The organism is Serratia proteamaculans (assembly GCF_004684015.1).
GTDB lineage: Bacteria > Pseudomonadota > Gammaproteobacteria > Enterobacterales > Enterobacteriaceae > Serratia > Serratia proteamaculans_F.
Map to the genome: position 1 here is coordinate 312,210 of NZ_SRIA01000004.1, position 20,335 is coordinate 332,544.

At 57.5% G+C, this 20,335-nt stretch carries 21 protein-coding genes and 3 tRNA genes; 17 read left to right on the forward strand and 7 right to left on the reverse strand.

The window, feature by feature from the left end; genetic code table 11:
* The first annotated feature begins 73 nt into the window (after positions 1-73).
* The 8 genes from hpaD (at position 74) to hpaC (ending at position 7,577) form a co-directional block, all read left to right on the forward strand.
* A complete protein-coding gene (gene hpaD, locus E5C26_RS03020) occupies positions 74-931 on the forward strand; it encodes a 3,4-dihydroxyphenylacetate 2,3-dioxygenase (protein WP_135315004.1) in 858 nt (285 codons plus the stop codon).
* Positions 932-940: 9 nt separating this feature from the next.
* The gene (locus tag E5C26_RS03025; RefSeq protein ID WP_135315005.1) at positions 941-1,327 is read left to right on the forward strand and encodes a 5-carboxymethyl-2-hydroxymuconate Delta-isomerase; all 387 of its coding nucleotides are present in this window, start codon (positions 941-943) and stop codon (positions 1,325-1,327) included.
* A 10-nt stretch (positions 1,328-1,337) separates the two neighbouring features.
* Positions 1,338-2,141, forward strand: a complete 804-nt coding sequence (gene hpaH / locus E5C26_RS03030) for a 2-oxo-hept-4-ene-1,7-dioate hydratase (RefSeq protein ID WP_012005083.1) — start codon at positions 1,338-1,340, stop codon at positions 2,139-2,141.
* Positions 2,142-2,150: 9 nt separating this feature from the next.
* Positions 2,151-2,945 (forward strand): 4-hydroxy-2-oxoheptanedioate aldolase, encoded by a 795-nt coding sequence (gene hpaI, locus E5C26_RS03035; protein ID WP_135315006.1) that lies wholly within the window; start codon positions 2,151-2,153, stop codon positions 2,943-2,945.
* A 30-nt stretch (positions 2,946-2,975) separates the two neighbouring features.
* A complete protein-coding gene (gene hpaX, locus E5C26_RS03040) occupies positions 2,976-4,346 on the forward strand; it encodes a 4-hydroxyphenylacetate permease (protein ID WP_135315007.1) in 1,371 nt (456 codons plus the stop codon).
* A 59-nt stretch (positions 4,347-4,405) separates the two neighbouring features.
* Positions 4,406-5,302, forward strand: a complete 897-nt coding sequence (gene hpaA / locus E5C26_RS03045) for a 4-hydroxyphenylacetate catabolism regulatory protein HpaA (RefSeq protein ID WP_135315008.1) — start codon at positions 4,406-4,408, stop codon at positions 5,300-5,302.
* A 179-nt stretch (positions 5,303-5,481) separates the two neighbouring features.
* Positions 5,482-7,044, forward strand: a complete 1,563-nt coding sequence (gene hpaB / locus E5C26_RS03050; protein WP_135315009.1) for a 4-hydroxyphenylacetate 3-monooxygenase, oxygenase component — start codon at positions 5,482-5,484, stop codon at positions 7,042-7,044.
* A 17-nt stretch (positions 7,045-7,061) separates the two neighbouring features.
* Entirely contained in the window at positions 7,062-7,577 is a 516-nt protein-coding gene (gene hpaC, locus E5C26_RS03055; protein WP_017891532.1) for a 4-hydroxyphenylacetate 3-monooxygenase, reductase component, read from the forward strand.
* A 38-nt stretch (positions 7,578-7,615) separates the two neighbouring features.
* On the opposite strand, the gene ampH is transcribed toward hpaC, so the two are convergent.
* Together ampH and E5C26_RS03065 are read right to left on the reverse strand one after the other, a co-directional pair.
* A complete protein-coding gene (gene ampH / locus E5C26_RS03060; protein WP_135315010.1) occupies positions 7,616-8,758 on the reverse strand; it encodes a D-alanyl-D-alanine-carboxypeptidase/endopeptidase AmpH in 1,143 nt (380 codons plus the stop codon).
* Between the two features lie 160 nt (positions 8,759-8,918).
* Positions 8,919-9,677, reverse strand: coding sequence for a FadR/GntR family transcriptional regulator (locus E5C26_RS03065; RefSeq protein ID WP_135315011.1), 759 nt, complete (start codon positions 9,675-9,677; stop codon positions 8,919-8,921).
* Positions 9,678-9,912: 235 nt separating this feature from the next.
* Between E5C26_RS03065 and E5C26_RS03070 the strand changes: the two genes are divergently transcribed.
* Genes E5C26_RS03070 through fucP form a run of 7 tightly spaced genes read left to right on the forward strand, consistent with a single transcriptional unit; the run spans position 9,913 to position 16,082 of the window.
* Entirely contained in the window at positions 9,913-10,653 is a 741-nt protein-coding gene (locus tag E5C26_RS03070; RefSeq protein ID WP_135315012.1) for an SDR family oxidoreductase, read from the forward strand.
* 51 nt (positions 10,654-10,704) lie between these two features.
* Entirely contained in the window at positions 10,705-11,550 is an 846-nt protein-coding gene (locus E5C26_RS03075) for a fumarylacetoacetate hydrolase family protein (RefSeq protein WP_135315013.1), read from the forward strand.
* 13 nt (positions 11,551-11,563) lie between these two features.
* Complete coding sequence (locus E5C26_RS03080) at positions 11,564-12,841, forward strand: L-fuconate dehydratase (RefSeq protein ID WP_135315014.1); 1,278 nt, start codon at positions 11,564-11,566, stop codon at positions 12,839-12,841.
* Between the two features lie 14 nt (positions 12,842-12,855).
* Positions 12,856-13,719, forward strand: a complete 864-nt coding sequence (locus E5C26_RS03085) for an amidohydrolase family protein (RefSeq protein ID WP_135315015.1) — start codon at positions 12,856-12,858, stop codon at positions 13,717-13,719.
* Positions 13,697-14,473: an SDR family oxidoreductase gene (locus E5C26_RS03090; protein WP_135315016.1), complete on the forward strand. Its 777-nt coding sequence runs from the start codon at positions 13,697-13,699 to the stop codon at positions 14,471-14,473. The genes E5C26_RS03085 and E5C26_RS03090 overlap by 23 nt, the downstream gene beginning before the upstream one ends.
* Positions 14,470-14,829, forward strand: coding sequence for an L-rhamnose mutarotase (locus tag E5C26_RS03095; RefSeq protein WP_135315017.1), 360 nt, complete (start codon positions 14,470-14,472; stop codon positions 14,827-14,829). Before E5C26_RS03090 ends, E5C26_RS03095 begins: the two co-directional genes overlap by 4 nt.
* 23 nt (positions 14,830-14,852) lie before the next feature.
* On the forward strand, positions 14,853-16,082 hold the full coding sequence (fucP, locus tag E5C26_RS03100; protein ID WP_135315018.1) for an L-fucose:H+ symporter permease: 1,230 nt from the start codon (positions 14,853-14,855) through the stop codon (positions 16,080-16,082).
* An 18-nt stretch (positions 16,083-16,100) separates the two neighbouring features.
* Here the strand turns inward: fucP and E5C26_RS03105 are convergent, their stop codons facing one another.
* Entirely contained in the window at positions 16,101-17,174 is a 1,074-nt protein-coding gene (locus E5C26_RS03105; protein WP_135315019.1) for a diguanylate cyclase, read from the reverse strand.
* Positions 17,175-17,437: 263 nt separating this feature from the next.
* Between E5C26_RS03105 and E5C26_RS03110 the strand changes: the two genes are divergently transcribed.
* Positions 17,438-17,722, forward strand: a complete 285-nt coding sequence (locus E5C26_RS03110; protein ID WP_135315020.1) for a DUF1435 family protein — start codon at positions 17,438-17,440, stop codon at positions 17,720-17,722.
* Positions 17,723-17,804: 82 nt separating this feature from the next.
* On the opposite strand, the gene E5C26_RS03115 is transcribed toward E5C26_RS03110, so the two are convergent.
* The 4 genes from E5C26_RS03115 to E5C26_RS03130 all read right to left on the reverse strand — a co-directional run bounded on the left by E5C26_RS03115 (position 17,805) and on the right by E5C26_RS03130 (position 19,159).
* Positions 17,805-17,891: transfer RNA gene (locus tag E5C26_RS03115), tRNA-Leu, on the reverse strand.
* A 43-nt stretch (positions 17,892-17,934) separates the two neighbouring features.
* Positions 17,935-18,021: transfer RNA gene (locus E5C26_RS03120), tRNA-Leu, on the reverse strand.
* A gap of 34 nt (positions 18,022-18,055) precedes the next feature.
* A tRNA-Leu gene (locus tag E5C26_RS03125) sits at positions 18,056-18,142 on the reverse strand.
* A 72-nt stretch (positions 18,143-18,214) separates the two neighbouring features.
* Positions 18,215-19,159, reverse strand: coding sequence for a LysR family transcriptional regulator (locus E5C26_RS03130; RefSeq protein ID WP_135315021.1), 945 nt, complete (start codon positions 19,157-19,159; stop codon positions 18,215-18,217).
* A gap of 130 nt (positions 19,160-19,289) precedes the next feature.
* Here E5C26_RS03130 and E5C26_RS03135 point away from each other — a divergent pair, with 130 nt between their 5' ends.
* The gene (locus E5C26_RS03135; protein WP_135315022.1) at positions 19,290-20,282 is read left to right on the forward strand and encodes an aldo/keto reductase; all 993 of its coding nucleotides are present in this window, start codon (positions 19,290-19,292) and stop codon (positions 20,280-20,282) included.
* The last annotated feature ends 53 nt before the right edge of the window (positions 20,283-20,335 follow it).

Consider the following 20,335-nt stretch of genomic DNA (forward strand, 5'->3'; position numbering starts at 1 on the left):
TATTCGCCCCCTACGGTGACCGTAGGCAGCCAACAACGCAGCAATTCGAAAGATAAAGGGGATAGGAGGTTGTATGGGTAAGTTAGCTCTGGCCGCCAAGATTACGCATGTTCCATCGATGTATCTGTCGGAAATGCCTGGAAAAAACCACGGTTGCCGCCAGGCGGCGATCGACGGTCACAAAGAGATCAGCGCGCGCTGCCGTGAAATGGGCGTCGACACCATTATTGTGTTCGACACCCACTGGCTGGTGAACAGCGCCTATCACATTAACTGCAGCCCGCATTTTGAAGGGCTGTATACCAGCAATGAACTGCCGCACTTCATCCGCGACATGACCTACGAATACCAGGGCAACCCGGAACTGGGTCAGTTGATCGCTGCTGAAGCCTGCAAACTCGGGGTGCGCGCCAAAGCGCATGAGATCCCCAGCCTGAAGCTGGAGTACGGCACGCTGGTGCCGATGCGCTACATGAACAGCGACCAGCATTTCAAAGTGATCTCGATTTCGGCGTTTTGCACCGTGCATGACTTTGCCGACAGCCGCCGCCTGGGTGAGGCGATCAAGACCGCGATTGAGAAATACGACGGCACGGTGGCGGTATTGGCCAGCGGTTCGCTTTCACACCGTTTCATCGACGACCAGCGTGCCGAAGAGGGCATGAACAGCTACACCCGTCAGTTTGACCAGCAGATGGATGAACGGGTGGTCAAGCTGTGGGAAGAAGGGCGCTTCCGCGAGTTTTGCGAAATGCTGCCGGAGTACGCCGACTACTGCTACGGCGAGGGCAACATGCATGACACCGTGATGCTGCTTGGCCTGCTGGGTTGGGACAAGTATGACGGCAAGGTGGAGTTTGTTACCCCGCTGTTTGCCAGTTCCGGCACTGGGCAAGTGAACGCCATCTTCCCGTTGCCGGCCGAAGCCTGAGGATCACCGATGCCCCATTTTTACGCTGAATGTACCGACAACATCCGTGATGAAGCGGATTTGCCCGCGCTGTTCGCCAAGGTTAATCAGGCGCTGGCCGATACCGGCATTTTCCCTCTGGCCGGGGTGCGCAGCCGCGCTATCTGGCTGGATACCTGGCAGATGGCCGATGGCCAGCGGGACTACGCTTTCGTGCATATGACATTGAAGATCGGCCACGGGCGCAGTCTGGAAAGCCGTGAGCAGGTGGGGGCGATGCTGTTCACCCTGATCACCGAGCACTTCGCCGAACTGATGGCCAACCGCTTTTTGGCGTTGTCGTTCGCCATGGAAGAACTGCATCCGGTGCTGAACTACAAGCAAAACAATGTCCACGCACTATTTCGGAAAGAGTAAGGGGCCGTCCATGTTGAATAAAGAGCTGGTGAGCCGTGCTGTGCAGCGTTTGCATCAGGCGGAGCAGAACCGCGAGCAGATCCGTGCGCTGTCACTGGATCATCCCGAGATCACTATCGAAGACGCTTACGCCATTCAGCGACAGTGGGTGGCGCTGAAAATCGCCGAAGGCCGTACCTTGAAGGGCCATAAAATCGGCCTGACGTCACGTGCCATGCAGGTCAGTTCGCAAATTACCGAACCGGATTTTGGCGCACTGCTGGACGACATGTTTTTCAACGACGGCAGCGATATTCCGATCGATCGCTTTATCGTGCCGCGCGTCGAGGTAGAACTGGCATTCGTGCTGGCCAAGCCGCTGCGTGGGCCGAATTGCACGTTGTTCGACGTTTACAACGCCACCGATTACATCATTCCGGCGCTGGAGATCATCGATGCGCGCAGCCATAACGTCGATCCGGAAACTCAGCGTCCGCGCAAGGTGTTCGACACTATCTCCGATAACGCCGCCAATGCCGGTGTGGTGATGGGCGGGCGGCCGATTAAACCGGATGCGTTGGATCTGCGTTGGATCAGTGCGCTGCTGTACCGAAACGGCGTGATCGAAGAATCCGGCGTGGCGGCGGCGGTGTTGAACCATCCGGCCAACGGCGTGGCCTGGCTGGCCAACAAGCTGTTCCCGTATGACGTGGAACTGGAGGCCGGGCAGGTGATCCTCGGTGGCTCCTTTACCCGGCCGGTAGCCGCACGACGCGGTGACACCTTCCATGCCGATTACGGCCCGATGGGCTGCATCAGCTGCCGGTTTGTTTAGGAGAACATCATGTTAACCAACGTTTTCAAGCAGGCGCTGCAGGAAAAGCGCCCGCAGATCGGCCTGTGGTTGGGGCTGTGCAGTAGCTACAGTGCAGAACTGCTGGCCGGCTCCGGCTTTGACTGGCTGCTGATCGACGGCGAACACGCGCCCAACAACGTGCAAACAGTGCTGGGCCAGTTGCAGGCGATCGCACCTTACCCGAGCCAGCCGGTGGTGCGCCCGGCGTGGAATGACGCGGTACTGATTAAGCAACTGTTGGACGTCGGTGCCCAGACGCTGCTGATCCCAATGATTCAAAACGCCGAACAGGCGCGTGATGCAGTGCGTGCTACCCGTTATCCGCCGCATGGGATACGCGGAGTTGGCAGTGCGTTGGCGCGAGCGTCTCGCTGGAACCGGGTGCCGGATTATCTGCAGCAGGCCGACGCGCAGATGTGCGTATTGGTGCAGATCGAAACTCGCGAGGCGGTGAAAAATCTGGACGAGATCCTGCAGGTGGAAGGCGTCGACGGGGTGTTTATCGGCCCGGCGGATCTCAGTGCCGACATGGGATATGCCGGCAATCCACAGCAACCGGAGGTGCAACGCACCATCGACGATGCCATTGCGCGCATCAGCGCTGCCGGCAAGGCGCCGGGCATTCTGACCGCCAATCCTGAGTTGGCGCAGCATTATCTGGCGTCCGGCGCGCTGTTTGTCGCGGTAGGGGTGGATACCACCCTGTTGGCGCGGGCGGCGGAGTCCCTGGCCGGTCGCTTTAAGCAGCAACAGCCTCCCGAGCAATCCCCGGGCGTTTATTAGGTTGCAGGACGCAATCTTACTGGAGACACCATGAGCAACGTCGATTCGCTGCCGCCGGTCAACCCGGCGCAGCAACATAAAGCGTTAACCGCCACCGAACAATCGGTGATTAAAAAGTTATTTCGGCGACTGATTATTTTCCTGTTTGTGCTGTTTGTTTTCTCTTTCCTCGACCGCATCAATATCGGTTTCGCCGGGCTAACGATGGGCAAGGATCTCGGCCTCAGTTCGACCATGTTCGGTCTGGCGGCGACCCTGTTCTACGTCACCTACGTGATTTTCGGTATCCCGAGCAATATCATGCTGGGGATCGTCGGGGCGCGGCGTTGGATCGCCACCATCATGGTGCTGTGGGGCATTGCCTCAACCTGCACCCTGTTTGCCACCGGGCCAACCAGTCTGTATGTACTGCGGATGATCGTCGGCATTACCGAGGCCGGCTTCCTGCCGGGTATTTTGGTGTATCTCACCTACTGGTTCCCGGCATTTTACCGCGCCCGGGCCAACGCGCTGTTTATGATCGCCATGCCGGTGACCATGGCGATCGGCTCGCTGGTGTCCGGCTATATTCTGGCGCTGGACGGGCTGATGAACCTCAAGGGCTGGCAATGGCTGTTCCTGGTGGAAGGCATTCCTTCGGTGTTGCTGGGCGTGGTGGTGTGGTTCTACCTGGACGATACCCCGGCCAAGGCCAAGTGGCTGACCGATGAAGAAAAATCCAGCCTGAAAGCCATGATGGACGCCGACAAGCTGCAACTGGTGCAGCCCAATGGGCCGGGTAGCCATCGGGCTATGCAGCAGCGCAATCTGTGGCGAGAAATCTTCACCCCGATTGTGCTGATGTACACGTTGGCCTATTTCTGCCTGACCAACACCCTGAGCGCCATCAACATCTGGACACCGCAGATCCTGCAGAGCTTCAACCAGGGCAGCAGCAATATTGTGATTGGCATTTTGGCGGCGATCCCGCAGATCTGTACCATCGCCGGGATGATCTGGTGGAGCAAACGGTCGGATAGGTTACAGGAGCGAAAACACCACACCGCACTGCCGTATCTGTTTGCCGCCGCCGGTTGGCTACTGGCCTCGGCGACCGATCACAGCATGATCCAACTGCTGGGGATCGTGATGGCTTCTGTCGGCTCGTTCACCGCCATGGCCATCTTCTGGACTACGCCGGATCAGTCGATCAGCCTGGAGGCGCGGGCGATCGGGATCGCGGTGATCAACGCCACCGGCAATATAGGATCGGCGGTCAGTCCGTTGTTGATCGGCTGGTTCAAGGATCTGACCGGCAGCTTTAACTCCGGGCTGTATTTTGTTTCGGCATTGTTGATCCTGGGGGCGCTGATCGTCTGGCGTATTCCGATGCAAGGCTCGCGGCCACGGGCCACGCCATAATGGGGATAGTTTGCGGGCGCAGCATGCAGCGCCCTTTACCGGGGGAATGAGGTCAACAGATGCAGAAAAGTACCGGTTTTATCGCCAATATCGATATCTGCAAAGAGTACGATGCGCGTTATGCCACCGATGAAGTGCATTACGAAACCTTTGCCGGGCTGGCGGCCTTTTTTGGCCGCGATATGCAGGTGCACTGGCACGACCGTTACTTCCAGGTGCACTTTCTGGAGACCGGCAAGATTGAGCTGCAGTTGGACAGCCAGCATTATTCGGTGCAGGCGCCGTTGTTTATCCTCACGCCGCCCTCGGTGCCGCATGCGTTTTTCACCGAGCCGGACAGCGATGGCCACGTGCTGACAGTGCGTCAGGAGTTGATCTGGCCGCTGCTGGAACGGCTGTACCCCGGCAGCAATCTGGCGCTGGACATGCCGGGTATTTGCCTGTCGATGGCGGATGCGCCGCAAGAGCTGACGGCGCTTAGCCATTACTGGGCGTTGATCCGCCGTGAATTCAGCCAGTGCCTGCCCGGTCGCGAACAGACGCTGGCGCTGCTGGCGCAGGCGGTGTTCACCCTGCTGTTGCGCAATGCGTCGCTGGAGGACTCTGCTGCCAGTGGGGTACGCGGCGAGCTCAAATTATTCCAGCGTTTTAACAAGATGGTGGACGAGCGCTTCCGCGATCACCTGCCGGTGCCGGACTATGCCCAGGCGCTGGGCGTCACCGAGTCACGGCTCAATGACCTGTGTCGGCGTTTCGCCAACCAGCCCCCCAAACGACTGATATTCGATCGCTTGCTGCGTGAAGCCAAGCGCATGCTGCTGTTCAGTGCCTGCACGGTGCATGAAACCGCTTATAGCCTGGGTTTTAAGGATCCGGCTTATTTCGCCCGTTTTTTCAATCGGCTGGAAGGCTGTTCCCCCTCAAGCTACCGCGCCGCACAACATTCCCTTTCGTAAGCTGGATCACAGTTTGCAGCGATAGTGGCCAAGCTGCCTGAAAAGTACCGGCGATTGCCGCAAAAGTCTCTTCTCGAAATCGGCGTTGGGGGCTTCAATTAAGCAACCAAAAGAAAACATTATTTTAACAAGTGGCCGACTCCACGGCCCATAAAATGCCGATTACGAGGAAGACTTAAATGAAACCTGAAGACTTTCGTGCTGACAACAAACGCCCGTTCACCGGTGACGAATACCTGAAGAGTTTGCAGGACGGCCGCGAAATTTATATCTATGGCGAGCGGGTGAAGGACGTTACCACTCATCCGGCATTCCGCAACGCAGCGGCCTCGGTCGGCCAGTTGTACGACGCGTTGCACGATCCGGTTAGCCAGGACAGTCTGTGCTGGGGCACCGATACCGGCAACGGCGGCTACACCCACAAATTCTTCCGTTACGCCCGCAGCCCGGATGAGTTGCGTCAACAGCGTGACGCCATCGCCGACTGGTCACGCCAGAGCTACGGCTGGATGGGGCGCACCCCGGACTATAAGGCGGCCTTCGGCTCTGCGCTGGGTGCTAACCCGGAGTTTTACGGCCAGTTCGCCGACAACGCGCGCCACTGGTACAAACGCATTCAGGAAACCGGTCTGTATTTTAATCACGCCATCGTCAACCCGCCGATCGACCGCCACAAGCCGGTCAACGAAGTGAAAGACGTATTTATTCAGGTGGAAAAGGAAACCGACGCCGGCATTATCGTCAGCGGAGCCAAGGTGGTTGCGACCAACTCGGCGCTGACCCACTACAACTTTATCGGCTTCGGCTCGGCTCAGGTGATGGGCGACAACCCGGACTTTGCGCTGATGTTTGTTGCACCTATGGACGCCGAAGGGGTGAAGTTGATCTCTCGCGCCTCCTATGAGCTGGTCGCCGGTGCCACCGGATCGCCATTCGATTATCCGCTTTCGAGCCGTTTTGATGAGAACGATGCGATCCTGATTATGGATCATGTGCTGATCCCATGGGAAAACGTGCTGATCTACCGCGATTTCGATCGTTGCCGCCGCTGGAGCACCGAGGGTGGTTTCGCCCGCTTGTTCCCGCTGCAGGCCTGTGTTCGTCTGGCGGTGAAGATGGACTTTATTACCGCGCTGCTGCAAAAGAGCCTGGCCTGTACCGGCGTGCTGGAGTTCCGTGGCGTTCAGGCCGATCTCGGCGAAGTGGTGGCCTGGCGTAATCTGTTCTGGTCGCTGACCGATGCGATGTGCGCCGAGGCCACCAAGTGGGAAAACGGTGCCTATTTACCGGATTCCGCCGCGCTGCAGACATATCGCGTGATGGCGCCGATGGCCTACGCCAAGGTGAAAAACATCATCGAAAAGAACGTCACCAGCGGCCTGATTTATCTGCCGTCCAGCGTGCGCGACATGAATAACCCGGAAATCGACAAGTATCTGTCCCGCTATGTGCGTGGATCCAACGGGATGGATCACGTCGAACGCATCAAGATCCTCAAACTGATGTGGGATGCGATCGGCAGTGAGTTCGGCGGCCGTCACGAACTGTATGAAATCAACTATGCCGGCAGCCAGGACGAGATCCGCCTGCAATGCCTGCGTCAGGCGCAGGGATCCGGCACCATGGGCAAGATGATGGAAATGGTCGACAAATGCCTGTCCGACTATGACCAACACGGCTGGAAAGTGCCGCATCTGCATAACAATGACGATATTAATCAGTTGGATAAACTGCTTAAGTGATCCGCAAGGAGGTTTGTATGTCTCAGGAAAATGAACACCGTCTGCTGTTTCGCGACGCGATGGCCAGCCTGTCTGCCGCGGTGAATATCGTCACCACCGACGGCCCGGCAGGACGTTGCGGTATTACCGCCACCGCGGTGTGCTCGGTGACCGATACGCCGCCGACGCTGCTGGTGTGCATTAACCGCAACAGCGCGATGAACCCGGTTTTCCAGGCCAATCAACGGCTGTGCGTCAACGTGTTGAATCATGAGCAGGAGTTGATGGCACGCCACTTTGCCGGTATGACCGAGGTCAGCATGGAAGAGCGTTTCCGTCTGGATGACTGGCAGAGCGGTGCACTGGGGCAGCCGGTGTTGCGTAACACGCTGGCCAGCCTGGAAGGGGAGATCGAGCAGATCCAGAGCATCGGCACCCATCAGGTGTATCTGGTGCAGATCCGCCAGATCGTGGTCAGTGCGGCCGGTAACGGCCTGATCTACTTCAAGCGCAACTTCCATCCGGTGATGCACGAAAGGCTGGCTCTGGCCTGAAGGTAGTGGGGCGCAGTTCACCGCTGCGCCCGATAAAATCAACTTTTATTTGACGCCAAATCACTCACCAGCCGGTTCACCGGATCGCTCATGTTGGTGAACTTGCTCAGCTCCGAGCGGGTCACCACCACAAATACCCCGACGTTTTTCTGCGGGATCATCGCCATATAGGTAATAAAGCCGCCGCCACCGCCGGTTTTCTGAATAATCCCCGGCAGTTCGCCGTTTGGTGCCATATACACCCAGCCCAGACCCAGCGCACTGGCTTCACCCGGCACGTCCATGCCTTTTAGCGATACCAAGTCGTTGCGTTGGAAGTACATGGTCTGTTCGCTGGCGGCGGTCGATTTGCGTGAGCCGGAGACGTTGGAGGTGAGGAACTGTTGCATCCAGCGCTGCATGTCGCGGGGGGTGGAGTAAACGCCACCGCTGCCGGCTGCGGCAGTGGTATCACGGCAGGCGCTCGGGCCGGCGGAAGCCACCATCAGGCGTGAGCACTGCTCGGCACTTGGGGTGAGAGTGGTGTCGACCATGCCGAGCGGTGCGGTGATTTTTTCCTTCAGCAGGGCGGTGTAAGGTTTACCGGCCGCCCGCGACAGTGCATCCGCCAGCAGGTCGTACGCCAGGTTGGAATAAGAGGCGCGCACGCCCGGTGGCACAGTGACGTTGGCATGCTCCAGCCACTGCCAGCGCTGTGCCTTGGTCGGCCAGGTAAAGACCGGCGTTTTTGGCGGCTTCTTGCCCGGCTGCTCACGCGGCAGGGCGCTGGTGTGGGTGGCCAGGTTCAGCAAAGTGATCGGTTGGCGAGTGTTATAAGCCGGTACGTAAGCACCCTGCGGGGCATATTTGCGCAGCGGATCGTTGAGCTTGACCTGGCCTTCCGCCGCCATCTTGACCATCACTTCACTGGTCATCAGTTTGGTGATTGAGGCGATGCGGATCAGCGAGTCCGGACGCGGGCGCAGGTTGTTGCCGGGTTTGGTGTCGCCAAAACTGCGGTTCACCACCTGGTTACCGTCGATCACCACCAGTGCCATACCGGTGGCACCGCTGTTGTAGAAAATATGTTCGGCATACTGGTCGACGATTTGCGAGGCCAGCTGCGGAGCGGCGGCCTGCGCGGCCAGCGGGGCGGCACACAGGCTCAGCGCCAGCAATGAAGCGGAGAAAGAGTTCTTCAACGGTTGTTATCCATTTTAAAAGGCAACAGGGAGAGGCCGTGGCCGCAGTATGACCCGGTCTTATCTGTTGTCAGTGTAATGTGCCTCGGCCCTGGCTGCATGTGGAAAAAAGAGCGGTTTGATAAATAATTCTCCGCCGCCCCGATGCCGCCGGAATGCCCTATTGCGCGCGAGTAAAAATGGCGATCACTTCGTCCAGATGGGCTTTCATCGCCTTGCGCGCACCGCGCACGTCACGCGCTTCGATCGCCGCCAGAATGGCCTGGTGTTCCTGCTCGGAGCGGTGCGACATGTCGTCCGGCGTATAGTTGCGCTGCAGCACGCGGAACATGCTGCCGTAGCGGTGGCCGAGCAGGTGGCCGATAACAAAGGCATAGGCCGGGTTGCCGCTGGCCTGGGCGATGCGGATATGGAACAACCGGTCGCCGGGATGGGTGGCCGAACCTTCACGGTTATCACGGCAGTTTTGTTCATAGGCGGCGCGGATACCCGCCAACTCCTGGTCGGTGGCATGGCGTGCCGCCAGCGCGGCGGTTTCCGGCTCGATCAGTAAACGGGTTTGCAGCAGTGAAAAAGGCGGTAGCTCAGCGTTAAAATCCAGCTCGATATTCAACTCATCGTCGATTTCCGCCCACTGACCCCGTCCGGCCTGTGCCATCACCGGCTCCTGCGAAACCATGGTCGGCGTCTGTGCCCGGACAATCACGCCATTGCCGACTTTAACATCCACCAGACCAATCACTTCGAGTGCGATTAGCGCCTCACGCACGGAGGCGCGGCTGACCTGTAACTGCTGGGCCAGATCCCGCTCGGACGGCAGGCGGCTGCCCGGAGGAAATTCGTTATTATCGATGAGCCGCTTCAGTTGGTCGGCTATCTGTCTGTAAATACGTGGGTTTTCCAGTCGGGTGATCGGCATTTTTTACCTTAGGCTGTTCGATGTTAAGTGATGTTGCGCACAAATATTGCTCAAGCCGCTTGAGTAATCGTTATTCAAGTGTAAAAAATTGGTTAATCAAAATGCTGTTTTAAGTGTGTCTCATAACATTATCACCAAACCATAACGCGTAAAGCGTCTTTTGTCATGTTAAAGGCCTGACCTTTAATCGCCTTTAATGGCCTGACCATTAGGCCTTTAGGCCAAGGGGGAAAAAATGAATTTAACTGGAAAACGTGTGCTGATCACCGCTGCCGGACAGGGGATTGGCTTTAGCACCGCCAGGCTGTTTGCCGATGCGGGAGCCGAGGTGATCGCCACCGATATCAACACCGAACAACTTCAGGGGCTGGCCGGTATCCAGCCTATGACGCTCAACGTCACCGATCCTGCCGCGATCGCCGCGGCGGCGGAAACCCTCGGGCCGATTGACGTGCTGTTCAACTGTGCCGGTGTGGTGCACAGCGGCTCGATCCTCGAGTGCAGCGAACAGCAGTGGGCGTTCGCCCTCGATCTGAATGTGACGGCGATGTTCCGCATGATCCGTGCCTTTCTGCCCGGCATGCTGGCACGCAAAAACGGCTCGATTATCAATATGTCGTCGGTCGCCTCCAGCGTGAAAGGGGTGCCGAACCGCTTTGCCTACAGCGCCACCAAGGCGGCGGTGATTGGCCTGACGCGGTCGGTGGCGGCGGATTACGTCACTCAGGGCATTCGTTGCAACGCCATCTGTCCCGGTACGGTGGAATCACCGTCGCTGCGCCAGCGTATAGCCGAGCAGGCACGTGAGCAGGGCCTTAGCGAAGAAGAGGTGTATCAGGCGTTTGTTGCCCGTCAGCCGATTGGCCGCATCGGCACTACCGGCGAGATTGCCCAGTTGGCGCTGTATCTGGCGTCCGACGCCAGTTCCTATACCACAGGTACGGTACAGATTATCGATGGCGGCTGGAGTAACTGAGGCCCTGGCCCAGACAGCGATGCCCGACACATTTCCCACAGTGAGGACAGGATGAAACTTTTACGTTATGGCGCACCGGGGCAGGAACGCCCAGGGATATTGGACACTCAGGGTCAGATCCGTGACCTCTCGCAGCACATCGCCGATCTGAGTGGTGAAGCGCTGCTGCCCGCCGCGTTGGATCAACTGCGCGCGCTGGACATCAACCAACTGCCGAAGGTGGCTGGACAGCCGCGTTTGGGGGCCTGTGTGGGCCACATCGGCAAGTTTATCTGCATTGGTCTCAATTACGCCGACCATGCGGCGGAAACCGGCGCGGCGATCCCCTCGGAGCCAGTGGTGTTCAGCAAATGGACCAGCGCGGTGGTCGGGCCGAACGACGAGGTGCAGATCCCGCGTGACTCGCTCAAGACCGACTGGGAGGTGGAACTCGGCGTGATCATTGGTCAGGGTGGACGCTATATCAGCGAGCAGGATGCGATGCAGCACGTCGCCGGCTACTGCGTGATTAACGACGTCTCGGAGCGTGAATTCCAAATCGAACGCGGCGGCACCTGGGACAAGGGCAAGGGGTGCGACACCTTTGGCCCCACCGGCCCCTGGCTGGTGACCGCCGATGAAATTGCCGATCCCCATAGCCTGAATCTGTGGCTGGAAGTGGACGGCAAACGCTATCAGGACGGCAATACCAGCACCATGATTTTCCGCATTCCACAAATTATCAGCTATCTGAGCCGCTTTATGAGCCTGCAACCGGGCGATGTGATTTCCACCGGCACGCCGCCGGGCGTCGGCATGGGGCAAAAGCCCACACCTCTCTACCTGAAGGCCGGGCAGACGATGCGTCTGGGCATTGAGGGATTGGGTGAACAGCGTCAAACAACCGTACAAGCCTGATGGGGAGCATGCCATGACCACAATTACCGCACTGCGGGTTGAAGATATTCGCTTCCCCACCTCGCTGGCGCTGGATGGATCCGACGCGATGAATCCGGATCCGGACTATTCCGCCGCTTACGTGATCCTGGAGACCGATCGCGACGATCTGACCGGCCACGGGTTGACCTTTACTATTGGCCGCGGCAATGAGATCTGTTGCGCGGCGATCCGTGCGCTGGAACATCAGATCGTCGGGGTCCGGCTTGAAGAGATTGCCGCCGATATGAGTGCCTTCTGGCGACGTTTTACCGGTGACAGCCAGTTACGCTGGATCGGCCCGGACAAGGGGGCGATCCACCTGGCGACCGGGGCGGTGATCAACGCGGTTTGGGATCTGTGGGCCAAGGCCGAGGGCAAACCGGTATGGCGACTGGTGGCGGAGATGACGCCAGAGGAACTGGTGCGCTGCATCGATTTTCGCTACATCACTGACTGCATTACGCCGCAGGAAGCGCTTACCCTGCTCAAACAGCGGGCGCAAGGCAAGGAGCAGCGCCTGGAGCGACTGCTGCAGGACGGCTACCCCTGCTACACCACCTCCGCCGGTTGGCTGGGCTACCCGGACGAAAAGCTGCGCCGGTTGTGTCAGGAAGCGGTCGACGCCGGTTTCTCCTACCTGAAGCTGAAGGTTGGGCGCGATCTGGAAGATGATATCCGCCGAGTGCGCATCGCCCGCGAGGTGATCGGCCCCGATCGTCAACTGATGATCGACGCCAACCAGGTGTGGGAAGTCAACGACGCCATTCCCTGGGTGAAGCACCTGGCGTTCGCCAAACCCTGGTTTATCGAAGAACCGACCAGCCCGGACGACGTGGAAGGGCACCGCCGCATCCGCGAAGGGGTGCATCCGGTCAAGGTGGCCACCGGCGAGATGTGCCAAAACCGTATTCTGTTCAAGCAGTTCATTATGCGCGAAGCGATTGACGTGGTGCAGATTGACGCCTGCCGTCTCGGCGGGGTCAACGAAGTGCTGGCGGTGATGCTGATGGCGGCCAAATACCATCTGCCGGTGTGTCCGCATGCCGGTGGCGTGGGCCTGTGCGAATACGTTCAGCATCTGTCGATGATCGACTACCTGTGCATTGCCGGCACCCACGACGGCCGGGTGATCGAATACGTCGATCATCTTCATGAACATTTTGTCCATCCCTGTGAGGTCAAGGGGGCGGCCTATATGCCACCGCTCAATCCTGGCTATTCGATCGAGATGCATGCGGCGTCGCTCGAACAGTACCGGTTCCGCGGTTGAACGGGAAACACGCCATGCTGCGTATCGATGCTCACCAACATTACTGGCAATACCATCCGCAGCGCTATCCGTGGATCAGCGAACAGATGAGGGTGTTGCAACAGGATTTTGGCCCAAAGCAGCTCGAACCTCTGCTGCAACAGCAGGGTTTTGACGGTGCGCTGGTGGTGCAGGCCCGGCAGTGCGAGCAGGAAACCCAGACGCTGCTGACACTGGCGCAGCAAAGCCGTGGTGTGTGCGGGGTGGTGGGGTGGCTGGACATTACCGCGCCGCAATTGCCGCAGCGGCTTGAGGAATGGCGCCGGCAACCGCTGCTGCGTGGGTGGCGTCATCTGGTGCAAGACGAGCCGCAGCCGGACGCCTGGCTGGCGCGATCGGAGGTGCGACGCGGTATGCAGGCGTTGCAGCGACAGGGGTACGTTTACGACATTCTGGTCACTCATCGGCATTTATCGGCGGCCGCGCAGTTTGCCGCCGAACATGACAATTACTGGTTGGTGCTGGACCATCTTGGCAAACCGGATATCGCCCAGGGGGCAGAACATTGGGCACAGCAAATCAAGCCCCTGGCGGCGTTGCCGCACGTGGTCTGCAAGCTTTCAGGGTTAATCACCGAAGTCCCCGGTGGGCATTGGCAGGCCTCACAGCTACTGCCGTTTTTTGAGGCGGCGCTGGAGGCGTTCGGCCCACAACGACTGATGTTTGGTTCTGACTGGCCGGTGTGCCTGCTGGCGGGGGATTACAGCCAGGTCTATCAACTGAATGCGCAGGCCATCGCCATGCTGAGTCCTTCGCAGCAGGCGGAGATTTGGGGTGGCACGGCCTGCCGAATTTATGGGTTAACGGAGTCGGGTTATGGATCTGTATCTGAAAGATAAGGTGGTGATTGTTACCGGTGGCGGCTCCGGTATCGGTGCGGCGGTCTCCCTACTGCTGGCTGAAGAAGGGGCCATCCCGGTGATGGTCACTAACGCCATGCCGGAGGCCGAGTTTCTGACGCAGCTGCGTCGCTTACAGCCCCAGAGCACGGTGATCATCACCGATTTGTGTGAAGAACAGCAGTGTCGGCGGGCGGTAGCGCAAACGCAGGAAACCTTTGGCCGTATCGATGCCTTGGTGAATAACGCCGGAGTTAACGACGGGGTAGGGCTGGAGGCAGGGCGTGAGGCCTTTGTCGGATCGCTGGAGAAAAACCTGATTCATTACTACCTGATGGCCCACCTGTGCCAGTCGGCGTTGCAAACCAGTAAGGGGGCGATCGTCAATATCGCTTCCAAGACCGCATTGAGCGGGCAGGGCGGCACCAGTGGCTATACCGCCGCCAAGGGTGCGGTGCTGGCATTGACACGCGAGTGGGCGGTGTCGCTGCGCCATGAAGGGGTACGGGTCAATGCGGTGGTCCCGGCGGAGGTGATCACGCCGCAGTACCAACGCTGGATCAATACCTTTGAGCAGCCGGAACAGCAGCTCGAGAAAATTACCGCGCGCATTCCCTTCGAACAGCGGATGACCACACCGCAGGAAATTGCCAACACCGTGGTGTTTTTGATTTCTTCGCGTTCGTCGCACACCACCGGACAGTGGCTGTCGGTGGACGGGGGTTATCTGCATCTTGACCGGGCGATCACATGAGTGGCGCGACGGGGACGGGGCAGCGCTTTTGTCAGGCGCTCGATCTGGTCGACTCACCGGCGTTGATCGAGGAATACCTGACTTATCACCACCGCATCTGGCCAGAAATTGCCACTCACCTGCGTGAGCACGGCATCCTGGATATGGAGATTTACCGGCTGGGTACCCGGCTGTTCATGATTGTTGAAGTCAGTAGCGGATTCGATGCCGAGCGGTTTGACGCCGCCGGTTTGAGCAATCCCCACGTGCAGCGCTGGGAAGCCCTGATGTGGCACTACCAGGTGGCCACCCCCTGGACGCCGCAAGGCGAAAAATGGGTGGTGATGGAGCGGATATTCTCATTGAAACAACAATAACTTACCCTACCGAGGATAGTTCAATGCTTGCTGAAAAAACTGCTGCCCCACCTCAGGCGGGCGCCAAGGCGACGGCCAATCTGCGCTGGGCTTTTATCCTGGTCACCAGCCTGTTCTTTATGTGGGGGCTGTCATATGGCCTGTTGGACGTATTAAATAAGCACTTTCAGGAAACGCTGCATGTGACCAAAGCGCAGTCGGGATTGTTACAGGCGGCCTATTTTGGTGCCTACTTCCTGGTGGCGCTGCCCGCCGGCTATTTTATGGATAAAAAAGGCTACAAAGCCGGCATTCTGATCGGACTGTGCCTGTATGCGCTGGGGGCATTGCTGTTTGTGCCGGCGGCTTCCGCCAACAGTTTTGGCATGTTCCTGTTCGCGCTGTTTGTCATTGCCTGCGGACTGGGGTGCCTGGAAACCGCCGCCAACCCTTACGCCACGGTATTGGGGGACGTACAGGGTGCCGAAAGACGCTTGAACCTTTCCCAGTCGTTTAACGGGTTAGGGCAGTTTATCGGCCCGATGATCGGCGGCACGCTGTTTTTCTCTGCCACCCAGGGGGCAGGCAGCGGTGACCAAAGCGCGGTGAAGATGACCTATGTGGCTATCGCGGTGCTGGTGTTGCTGATTGCTTTTTTGTTCAGCCGCACCCGGTTGCCGGACATTCGCGAGGAAGAACGGCCGGAGCACGGTGAAATTGCTCAGGGGTTGTGGCAGCACAAGCACTTTGTTGGCGGGGTGATCACCCAGTTCTTCTACGTGGCGGCACAGGTCGGCGTCGGCGCGTTCTTTATTAACTACGCCACCGAACACTGGAGTGACGTTTCCAATCAAAGCGCGTCCTACCTGCTCTCCATCGCCATGATTTGCTTTATGGTCGGGCGCTTCTTCAGCACCTGGCTGATGGGCAGGGTCAAACCGGCCACGCTGTTGATGGTTTACTCGCTGGTTAACATTGTGCTGTGCGGTGTCGTCATGCTCAGTATGGATGGCATCTCGGTGGTGGCGCTGATCGCCGTATTCTTCTTTATGTCGATTATGTTCCCGACCATTTTCGCCCTCGGGGTGAAAAACATGGGCAAACACACCAAGCGCGCCAGCTCCTTTATGATCATGGCGATCGTTGGCGGTGCCATCATGCCTTACTTTATGGGAGCGCTGGCGGACAGGTATAGCACCGCGTTGTCGTATTGCCTGCCGCTGCTGTGCTTCGCCGTGGTGTTTGCTTACGGCTTACAGCAGCGCCGTCGCTAAGCACACAGACCCGCCGGCTTACACAGCGGCGGGCTCAATGGTGGGAGCCAGCTGAATATTATTGCGCCCGTTGTTTTTTGCCTGATATAACGCGGCATCGGCCGCGCGGATTGCCGAGGCGACATCAAGCTCGTGCAACACGGAAATTCCGGCACTGAGCGTGACCGTGGTGGTTTCAAACTGGTTAAAGCGATGGGGAATTTTGAGTTCCTGCACCCGCTGCCGCACCCGTTCAGCCACCTGGGTGGCGTAATCCTCATTCACATTGGTCAACAGCACCAGAAACTCCTCCCCACCGTAACGCACCACGATATCGCGTGAACGTACCGAATCGCGGATGGCGATGGCGACCTGCACCAGCGCCTGGTCACCCATGGTATGGCCATAATTATCGTTATAAGCCTTGAAGTGATCGATATCGAGCAGCAGCACGAAATGACAGTCTGACGCGGCTGCCGGCAACATATTGATTTTATTCTCCAGGCCGCGACGGTTATAAAGCCCGGTTAAGGGATCGATCATGCTTAAATTGCTGAATCTGTCTCGTTCGTTATACAGATTAGCCACCAGCGTTTGGGTAAAGTGTTCGCTGCGTTTCAGCATCAGGTGGTGGATAGAGAACGCGATAATCGGCAATACCGTGGTGAATACTATCCGCATGGTATTGTGCATCCCGTCCAGTAATAGAATCACTAATGCGGATGGAACGGCGTGCAGGCAGAAGGCGATAAAATTATCGGTTAAGGCAATGGCGCTGATAAAGAACATACTGAACAGGCTAATTAATAGAAAACTTTGGTTGTTCGGCGCACAGTGCTGACTTTTAAGGTAAATATGTGTTGCCCACAGCAGGCCCAGGACGCAGGAAAATAGATTCAGTTTTTTGACGTATAACCGTGGAGACTGCAAGGTAAATAAAAATGCTGCCAGACAAAATAGCGGTATACCTAATAAAGGCAGGGTAAAAGCGGGTTTGTTTTGAAACGGGACTAATAATGTAAATACGGAAGAGGCCGCGTTCATCAATAAAAATAAAAATAATGATAAGCGGTGTTTGCTGTTCAGCAGTTCCTGATAAGAACGCGCGTTCATACGGAATTCACTCTTTACAATATCGATCTGTCGAAAAGGTAAGGTTGCGAAAAATTCTGTCGGTGGGAATTAAACACTCGCATTGTATGGTTGTAGATTGTGATTATTAACATGCGAATTAGACTAGGAATTTTCTTATGGCAAATTATCATTTTTCAACCGTTATGTCATCCGCGTTTGACCGTCACGGCGAAAATGATGCGCAGTGAAAAAAAGTGTTATATGATATTGGTTCTCATTATCACTTGAAGGGTAGGGTTATCATGATTGCAGCCATGATTACCGCGTGTGGGCTGTGGGGCGTCAGTTGGTGCCTGGGCAACCGCCTGGCCAGCGCCTGGGGCGTTTTGCTGCCCTGCGCCTTGTTGCCGTTACTGGCATTGATCAACCTGGATATGATGCAACTGCGCACGCTGATTGTGATTGCCATGCTGGCCACATTGGTGATGCTGTTCAATAGTCGCTGGCGTCACTACCTGCTGTTGCCTTCCTGCATGGCATTGGCCGGCGGATTGGCGGCGATCGGTCTGAACTTCAATCTGGGCTGAAAACGCAAAACCACGCTTTCGCGTGTTCATCATTGTTCAATTGGGGATTGCTTTGGGGATATTACCGGAGAGAGTTATCGATTGGTGCGAAGAGAGGGACTTGAACCCTCACGTCCGTAAGAACACTAACACCTGAAGCTAGCGCGTCTACCAATTCCGCCACCTTCGCACAGCCGATATCTTTATTTTGCTTTCGATTTATATCACCAGCTTGGTGCGAAGAGAGGGACTTGAACCCTCACGTCCGTAAGAACACTAACACCTGAAGCTAGCGCGTCTACCAATTCCGCCACCTTCGCATTGATGCTGTGCAATATAAATCATGTGGTTATTTGGTGCGAAGAGAGGGACTTGAACCCTCACGTCCGTAAGGACACTAACACCTGAAGCTAGCGCGTCTACCAATTCCGCCACCTTCGCATTCCAAGAAACATTACCGGAGTAACGTACCACGGAGGCGAATTCTAGAGATTTTGGCGGGGACGTCAATAGTTATTTCCCCTGTTTGCGGGCGTTTGCTGGAAAAACGTCCGTTTTGGGCGGTTGATACTGTTCAAACAGCCAAATCAGCCAGTCAATCAATACCCTGACCCGGGGCGCAAGGAAACGGCCGGGGGGATACATGATGTAAATTGGCATCGGCGGCGGCGGGGTTTCCGCCAACACTTCGACTAATTCCCCTTTTTGCAGCCAGGGTGCCAGCGAGTAATGCGCCGCCTGTATCAGGCCCATGCCGGCACGACAGCCGCTGGTGTAGGCATCGGCACCGCTGACGCTCAGCGTGGCGGGCAATTCGCGTAATTCCACTTTGCCATTACGACAAAACTCCAGCGGGTAATTGCGGTTGCTGGCGAGGGAAAAATAGCCCACCGCCTGATGCTGTTGCAGTTGGTCAATCGACTGGGGCACGCCGAATTTCGCCAGGTAGCCGGGAGAGGCGCAGGTTAACTGTGGCAGCATGGCGATGCGCCGCGCCACCAGGCTGTCATCTTCGGTTTCCCAGGCGCGCAGCACGCAATCCACCCCCTCGCGCAGCAGATCAACATGAGTATCGTTGGCACCCAACGCCAGGGTCAGGTCCGGATAGCGCTGGTAAAAATCATCCAGTGCGGGGATCACGATTTCACGCGCCAGCGAATGGGGCATATCAATGCGTACCTTGCCGGAAGGCTGCAGTTTGTGGTGGCTGAACAGCGTGTCCGCCTCTTCCAGTGCCCCCAGCAACTGCACGCAGCGCTGATAATAAAGCGTGCCTTCGCTGGTCACCTGTACCTGACGGGTGGTGCGGATCAACAAACGGACGCCGAGGCGCTGCTCGAGCCGTTTGAGGGCATTGCTGACCGTGGCACGCGGTAACTGCAAACGCTCGGCTGCGCGGCTGAAACTACCCAGTTCGACGATGCGGGTGAAAATGCGCATGGCCTGGATCTGATCCATTTTTCCGCTCCACATTGTTAGCGATTTATGAACAGTGATGTGTAATCTGCATTATTTATCTTTTCAGGGTAAACAACCAGACTCTGTTGTACCAGCACACCGCTGATAAAAACCGCATGAGGGCAACACAATGCAACAACGTCAATTAGGTCCCAATGGCCCGACCGTTTCTGCTCTGGGGCTGGGCTGCATGGGGATGAGTGATTTCTATTCGACGGCGCAGGACGAGAAAGAGGCTATCGCCACACTGCACCGGGCATTGGAGCTGGGGGTCACCCTGCTCGATACCGCCGACATGTACGGCCCGCACACCAACGAACAGTTGATTGGTAAAGCGATCAAGGGCAAACGGCAGCAGGTTTTCCTGGCCACCAAATTCGGTATTGTGCGCGATCCGACCAATCCTGGCGCACGGGGGGTTAGCAGCCGGCCGGAGTATATCCGTCGTTCGGTAGAAGGCAGCCTGCAGCGGCTTGGGGTCGAGGTGATAGACCTTTATTACCAGCACCGCGTGGATCCTGAGGTACCGATTGAAGAGGTGGTGGGCACCATGGCTGACCTGATTAGCGAAGGTAAAATCCGCTATATCGGGCTGAGTGAGGCTTCGGTCGCCACGCTGGAGCGTGCGCATAAGGTGCATCCGATAACCGCATTGCAGACCGAGTATTCGTTATGGACGCGTGATGCCGAGCAAGGGGTATTGGCGGCCTGCGAGCGTCTGGGCATCGGCTTTGTGCCTTACAGCCCGTTGGGAAGAGGTTTTCTGACCGGAGCTATCCAACGGCCGGAAGATCTGGATGCCGACGACTTCCGCCGCAGCAATCCGCGTTTCCAGGGGGAAAACTTTGCCCGTAATCTGGAACTGGTGGCGAAAGTGACCGAGTTGGCCAAACAAAAAGGCGTGGCGCCTTCACAGTTGGCGCTGGCATGGGTGTTGGCGCAGGGCGAGCATATCGTGCCGATCCCGGGCACCAAACGCCGTCGTTATCTGGAAGAGAACATTGCGGCGGCAGAACTGACGCTGAGCCAGGCAGAACTGGCGGCGATTGAGGCGGTGTTCCCGTTGCAGGCGGCGGCGGGCGCACGCTATGGCGCTGAATCGATGACCTATATCAACGGTTAAAAAAAGGCGCGGCGTGTGAACGCTGCGCCCTGATATCCGCTATTCGCGGGCGG